4 protein-coding genes are annotated in these 6624 nt (G+C 70.7%); 3 read left to right on the forward strand and 1 reads right to left on the reverse strand.

Translation table 11 applies throughout. The annotated features are described in order from the left end of the window. Window positions 1-363: 363 nt before the first annotated feature. Window positions 364-2460, reverse strand: a complete 2097-nt coding sequence (locus tag D588_RS0115930) for a glycosyltransferase (RefSeq protein WP_026143777.1) — start codon at window positions 2458-2460, stop codon at window positions 364-366. A 93-nt stretch (window positions 2461-2553) separates the two neighbouring features. Here D588_RS0115930 and mrcB point away from each other — a divergent pair, with 93 nt between their 5' ends. The 3 genes from mrcB to D588_RS0115945 form a co-directional block, all read left to right on the forward strand. Then, on the forward strand, window positions 2554-4986 hold the full coding sequence (mrcB, locus tag D588_RS0115935) for a penicillin-binding protein 1B (protein WP_017916690.1): 2433 nt from the start codon (window positions 2554-2556) through the stop codon (window positions 4984-4986). A 23-nt stretch (window positions 4987-5009) separates the two neighbouring features. After that, entirely contained in the window at window positions 5010-5531 is a 522-nt protein-coding gene (locus D588_RS0115940) for a tetratricopeptide repeat protein (protein WP_010343249.1), read from the forward strand. A 162-nt stretch (window positions 5532-5693) separates the two neighbouring features. Beyond that, a partial coding sequence (locus D588_RS0115945) for an ATP-dependent DNA helicase (RefSeq protein WP_026143778.1) occupies window positions 5694-6624 on the forward strand: 931 nt, incomplete at its 3' end.

A 6624-nucleotide genomic window follows, 5' to 3' on the forward strand; every position in this document is an offset into this window, starting at 1 on the left:
TGATGCCGGCTTCGCGCGGCAGGCGTTGCAGCGCGCCCGCGCGATCGATCCGGCGACCCCTGAATTGGCCGCCTTCGAGCGCCGTTTGCGTAGCCTCAGTCCGGGGCGCTAGTGGGCGCAGTGAAGTGGGGGCTTCCCCAGGTTGATGGTGCGGCGCGTCGGGACTGAAGTCCCTTCCACAGGGGGCGTTGAGAGGTTCCGGCGATCGGTTGTATGTCCGGGGCTGCGAGCGTCTTGGTTTGCAGTGCGCACGTGGGTGCGCGACAGCGCCTGCCGGCTGCCGGCCATAGCGGCGATGCTCGCAACACCATTGCGGGAGGGACTTCAGTCCCGACGCGATCGACGACGGCGCGCCATCACCGCTCAGGCCAGGAACGCCTCGCGCACCGTAGCGCGCGCAGCGTCCAGCGAGAAGTGGGTTTCGATGTTGCGCAGGCCGTTGTCGGCCAGCCGCTGCCACAGCGCCGGATCGGCGTACAACTGCGCGATGGCGTCAGCGAACGCGGCGGGGTCGTCGGCGATCAGCACGTCCTCGCCGTCGCGCAGATGCATGCCTTCCACCGCGCACGCGGTGGCCACCACCGGTTGGCCATGGGCCATGCTGAGGTTGACCTTGCCCTTGACCCCCGCGCCGAACCGCAGCGGCGCCACGGCGATGCGCATGCCGTCCATGTAGGCAGCGATGTCGGGCACGTGGCCGAGCAGTTCGACGCCCGCGGTGGCCTCGCCGAGGCGGCGGATGTCCTCCGGCATGTCCGCGCCGATGCAGTGGAAGCGCACCTCGGGCAGGCGCAGGCGCACCGCCGGAAACACCTCCTGCAGGAACCAGCGCACCGCGTCCACGTTGGGCGCGTGGCGGAAGCCGCCGACGAATACCAGGTCGCGGCGCTGCGCCCACGGCAGGCCGGGGCCGGCGACTTCGTGCAGGTTCGAGATCAGCGCCGTGCGCACCTGCGGCGCCTCGCGCTGCAACTGTTCGCGTTCGACCGCGCTGACCAGCACGGTCACGTCCACCTGCGCCATCACCTCCAGTTCGCGCGCGCGGGTGCGCTCGGCCTCGCGCAGCAGGCGCGCATCGCCGGCGAGTTCGGCGCCGCGGCGCTCGCGCAGGTAGTGCAGGTCCACGGTGTCGAACAGGCGCCGTGCCTGCGGCGCGAACCGGCGCAGCAGCGGCAGGCAGGCGTGGGCGACGTGGTGGCGCACCAGCAGCACGCTGTGGAAGCGCGCACCGTGCTGCTGCAGGAACCAGGTCAGGTTCTTCAGGTACGGCGCGTACCACACCTCCACGCCGAGCCGCTGCAGGGTCTCGCTGTGGCGACTGGCATAGCTGCGTTCGCTGGGCACGAATACCACGTGCGCGCCTTCCTCCAGCAGCAGGCGGATCAGGTTGAGCTGGCGCAGCGAGGCGGAGTCGCGGTCCGGCTGCGGCAGCGCTTCGTCCAGGATCAGCACCTGGCGCTGCCGGCGATGCAGCAGCGCCGGCACCGGCACCTCGCCTGGAGCGAGGTGTTGCACCAACACCTCGGCCCACTTGCTGGCGAAGACCGCACGGTTGCGTACCTGGTAGGCCTTGATCCCGCTGCCGGTGTCGGTGCCGTTGCTGGTGCCCTCGTCGTGCACCACGCGGCTGGCCGGCTGCACCAGCGTGCGCAAGCCGGCGGCGCGTACCGCGAAGGCAAGGTCGGTGTCTTCGTAGTAGGCCGGCATGTAGCGGGTGTCGAAGCCGCCCAGCGCCATGAAGCGTGCGCGCTCGATCGCCAGCGCCGCGCCGCTGCCGTAATCGACGTCGCGCAGGTAGGCGTAGCGCGGATCGTCGGGCGACTCGAAGCGGCCGTAGCTCCAGGCGCTGCCATCGGCGAAGACCACGCCGCCGGCATCCTGCAGGCGGCCGTCGGGATACAGCAGTTGCGCGCTGACCAGACCGGCCTGCGGCAACTGCGCGAACGTATCCAGCAGCGCGTCCAGCCAGCCCGGCTGCGGCACCGTGTCGTTGTTGAGGAACACCAGGTAGCGGCCCTGCGCGCGCGCGGCGCCGTCGTTGCAGGTGGCGATGAAGCCGCCGTTGCGCTCGCGCACGTGGTAGTGCAGGCCGACCACCTGCGGCAGCCACTGCGCCGTGTCGTCGCTGCTGCCGTCGTCGATCACCAGGATCTCGCAGGGCGCGGCCGGCGGATGCGCGGCCAGCGCGCGCAGGCAGGCGAGGGTGTGGTCGACGTGGTTGTAGACCGGGATCACGATGCTGACCAGCGGTGCGGGACTGTTCGGCACCGCGAACGGCGCGAACGGCGCCGCGTCCACCGCGAACAGCGCGCGCTGCGGCGGCGGCAGCGGTTGCGCATGCACGCGCAGGCGCTCCCAGGTGCTGCGCCAGCCGCGCGTGCGCAGGCTGGTCAGGCCGCGCCGGACCAGGCCGGCCAGGCGGTTCAGGGCGTAGCGCGCATTCGCCCACGACATCGACATCCGGTACCACTCCAACTTAAACGAAGAGGCCGTCGCGCCGCGCTGCCCGCTGGGCTGCGCTAGACTCGGCGGAATTTACATTCTCGCATTCCCGTGCCCCGACGCTACGACGATCACGACACCGACGATCAGGACGACGCCCTGGACAGCCCTGCCACGGTATGGCGCAGGCGGCTGCTCACCTGGGGCCTGGCCGCCGCCGCACTCGGCCTGGGCTTCCTGATTCCGTACACGGTCTATCTGAACAAACAGGTCACCCAGCGTTTCGGCGAACTGCGCTGGCAGATCCCCACCCGTGTCTACGCGCGGCCGCTGGTGCTGGCGCCGGACACGGCGATGGATCCGCAGACGCTGAAGACCGAACTGGATGCGGCCAGCTATCGCGCCGACGCCGGTGCCGAGCGCCCTGGTAGCTACCAGCAGGACGGCAGCCGCTTCACCATCGCCAGCCGCGGCTACGTCGATGTCGACGGGCGGGTCGCGCCGCGGCGCATCGAGGTGGGCCTGGCCGGCGGCCGCGTGGTGGCGCTGCGCGATGCGCAGACCCGCAAGGCGCTCAAGGCCGCGCGCCTGGATCCGGCGCGCATCGCCACTCTGTACGGGCAGAAGCAGGAAGAGCGACGCCTGGTGCGCGTGGACGAGGTGCCGGAACTGCTGGTCACCGGCCTGCAGGCGGTCGAGGACCGCGACTTCAATTCGCACCACGGCATCGACCTCAGCGGCATGGTCCGCGCGGCCTGGGTGATGGTGCGCTCCGGCGGCAAGAGCCGGCAGGGCGCCAGCACCCTGACCCAGCAGCTGGCGCGCAGCGGCCTGCTCGGCATTGGCAAGGAACAGACCGTCACCCGCAAGTTCAACGAGATCCTGTACGCGCTGATCATGGAGGCGCGCTACGACAAGCGCACCATCCTCGAGGCGTATCTGAACCAGGTGTACCTGGGCCAGCGCGGCAGCCAGGCGGTGCATGGTGTCGCGTCTGGTGCAGAGTTCTGGTTCGGCCGCGAACTCGATGCGCTGGCGCCGGAGCAGGTGGCGCTGCTGATCGGCCTGGTCAAGGGGCCGTCCTACTACGACCCCCGGCGCTATCCCGAGCGCGCGCTGGACCGGCGCAACTTCGTGCTCGGCAAGCTGCGCGAGAGCGAGCTGATCGACGAGCCGACCTATCGCAAGGCACTGGCCGCGCCGCTGGGCGTGCCGGCCGAACCCGGCCTGGTCGCGGCCAACCGGTTCCCCGCCTATGTCGACCTGGTGCGGCGCCAGCTGGCACGCGATTACCCCGAAAGCGCGCTGCAGGGCGCCGGCCTGAGCGTGCTCACCGGCATGTCGCCGTCGGCGCAGGCCTATGCCGAGGGCGCGGTGACGCGCACCATCATTTCGCTGGAGACCAACAAGAAGCGCCCGCCGCTGCAGGCCGGCCTGGTGCTCACCGACACCCACAACGGCGAGGTGCTGGCGGTGGTCGGCAGCCGCGACGTGGCCCAGCCCGGTTTCAACCGCGCGATCGAGGCGCAGCGCCAGGTCGGCTCGCTGCTCAAGCCGTTCGTGTACCTGTTGGCGCTGGCGCAGCCGGACCGCTACTCGCTGGCCAGCTGGGTCGACGATACCCCGGTCACCGTGCAACTGGGCCGCGGCCGCACCTGGAGCCCGGGCAATTCCGATGGCCGCAGCCACGGCACGGTGCGCGTGGTCGATGCGCTTGCGCATTCCTACAACCAGGCCACGGTGCGCATCGGCATGCAGGTCGGGCCGGAGCGCGTGGCGCAACTGGTGAAGGTGCTGGCCGGCATCGAGGCCGAGGTCAATCCGTCGCTGATCCTCGGCGCCACCGACCAGAGCCCGTACGCGATGGCGCAGCTGTACCAGTTCCTCGCCTCCGGTGGCGAAATCCAGCCGCTGCATGCGGTGCGCGGCGTGCTCGATCCGCAGGGCAAGCTGCTCAAGCGCTACGACAAGACCCCGGCGCCGGCGCAGGAGGGCGACTCCATCGCCGCCAACCTGGTGGGCATGGCGCTGCAGCAGGTGGTCAGCAACGGCACCGCGCGGCAGTTGCTCAGCGATGGCCTGGGCAAGCTGTCGCCGGCCGGCAAGACCGGTACCAGCAACGATGGCGTGGACAGCTGGTATGCCGGCTACACCGGCGACCACCTAGCGGTGATCTGGATCGGCAACGACCAGAACAAGCAGACCGGCCTGTACGGCGCCACCGGTGCGATGCGGGTGTGGTCGGGCATCTTCTCGCGGCTGCCGAGCGCGCCGCTGCAGGTGCAGGGCAAGGGCATCGACTGGCAGTGGATGGACCCGGTGGGGTACAACAGCACCGACCCGACCTGCCCCGGCGCGCGCCAGTTCCCGTTCGTGGTCGGCTTCGTGCCGGCGTATGCCGCGTGCACGCCGCCGCAGGCGCTGCCGGAAGAGGCCGCGCCCGCCGAGGGCGAACACCAGGGCGGCGGCTGGCGCAGCTGGTTCGGCCTGGACAAGAAGAAAGACCCGCCTGCCGACGCGGCCGCGCCGCCGCCGGCGCATTGATTCCCGGATCCCGGATACCGCTCATGACCCCACGTCTTCCCGCCATCGCCGCCCTCAGCCTGCTGCTCGCCTCCTGCGTCAGCGCACCGCCGCCGCCGCCCCCGGCCGCACCGGTGGACACCACCACGCCGGCGCAGCGCATCGCCGCGATCGATGCCAGCGGCGGTGCCGACGACACCGAACTGAGCGTGCAGCCGCTGCGCGATCCGGAAGTGGAGGATCTGCGCGAGAGCGCCAAGCGCAAGCGCAGCGCCGGCGACCTGGCCGGTGCCGCAGCAGCCCTGGACCAGGCGCTGAAGCTGGTGCCGGACGACCCGGCGCTGCTGCAGGACCGCGCCGAAGTGGCGCTGCTGCAGAAGGACGACGCCCAGGCCGAAGCCTTCGCCAAGCGCGCCATCGACCTGGGCTCGCAGACCGGCCCGCTGTGCCGCCGCCACTGGGCGACCATCGAACAGGCGCGCCTGGCCCGCGGGCAGAAGGAAAACGCCGCCTCGGCGCACGCCCAGATCGCCGGGTGCACGGTGCCGGGGATCAAGAGGTACTGAGGGCTGGGAATGGGGAGTCGGGAATGGGGAATGGGTAAAAGCTGCGTTTCTGGCGGCTCGTCACGCTGGCGGCGCTCGGTCTTCCCGCTCTGCCGGCAGCAGTCACAGTGAGCTGGTAGCGCTGCTGCTCTAACCATTCCCCATTCCCGACTCCCCATTCCCATGTCGTTAGCTCACGCAAGCACCGAAGCCCTCAGCGAAGGCGGGGCGCTTGCGCGTCAGCTCGATGCGTTCGTGCCGCGGCCGGCGCAGTTGCGGTTGACCGCGGCGATCGCCGAGGCGTTCGAGCAGCGCGACGTGCTGCTGGCCGAGGCCGGCACCGGGACCGGCAAGACCTATGCGTATCTGGTGCCGGCGCTGTTGTCGGGGCTGAAGACCATCGTCTCCACCGGGACGCGCGCGCTGCAGGACCAGCTCTACCATCGCGATCTGCCGCGGGTGCGCGCGGCGCTAGGCGTGGGCCTGAGCAGCGCGCTGCTGAAGGGGCGCGCCAACTACCTGTGCAAGTATCGTCTGCAGCAGGCCCGCGGCGAGCCGCGCTTCACCGCGCGCGAGCAGGTCGCGCAGTTCCAGCGCATCGTCGCCTGGAGCGGACGCACCCGCTTCGGCGATATCGCCGAGCTGGACGCGCTGGCCGACGATTCGCCGCTGCTACCGCTGGTCACCTCCACCGTCGACAACTGCCTGGGCACCGAATGCCCGTTCTGGGGCGAGTGCTTCGTGGTGCAGGCGCGGCAGCGCGCGCAGGCGGCCGACCTGGTGGTGGTCAACCACCACCTGCTGCTGGCCGACCTGGCGCTGAAGCAGGAAGGTTTCGGCGAAATCCTGCCCGGCGCGCAGGCCTTCGTGATCGACGAGGCGCACCAGTTGCCGGAGCTGGCGGCGAACTTCTTCGGCGAAGGTTTCGGCATGCGCCCGCTGCAGGAACTGGCGCGCGACTGCGTGGCCGAGAGTCGCAATGTCGCCGGCGCGCTGGCCAGCCTGCAGGCGCCGGCGCAGGCGCTGGAACAGACCCTGCGCGAATTGCGCGCGGCGATGGAAGGGCTGCCGGCGCGTGGCACGCAATGGCGGCTGCTGGCCAAGCCGCAGGTAC

The sequence above is a fragment of the Xanthomonas sp. SHU 308 genome, assembly GCF_000364645.1.
GTDB classification, from domain to species: Bacteria; Pseudomonadota; Gammaproteobacteria; order Xanthomonadales; family Xanthomonadaceae; genus Xanthomonas_A; species Xanthomonas_A sontii.

Coding starts and splice junctions, on each gene's coding strand:
- D588_RS0115930 (WP_026143777.1), bottom strand. CDS start 2,460: ATGTCGATGTCGTGGGCGAATGCGCGCTACGCCCTGAACCGCCTGGCC.
- D588_RS0115940 (WP_010343249.1), top strand. CDS start 5,010: ATGACCCCACGTCTTCCCGCCATCGCCGCCCTCAGCCTGCTGCTCGCC.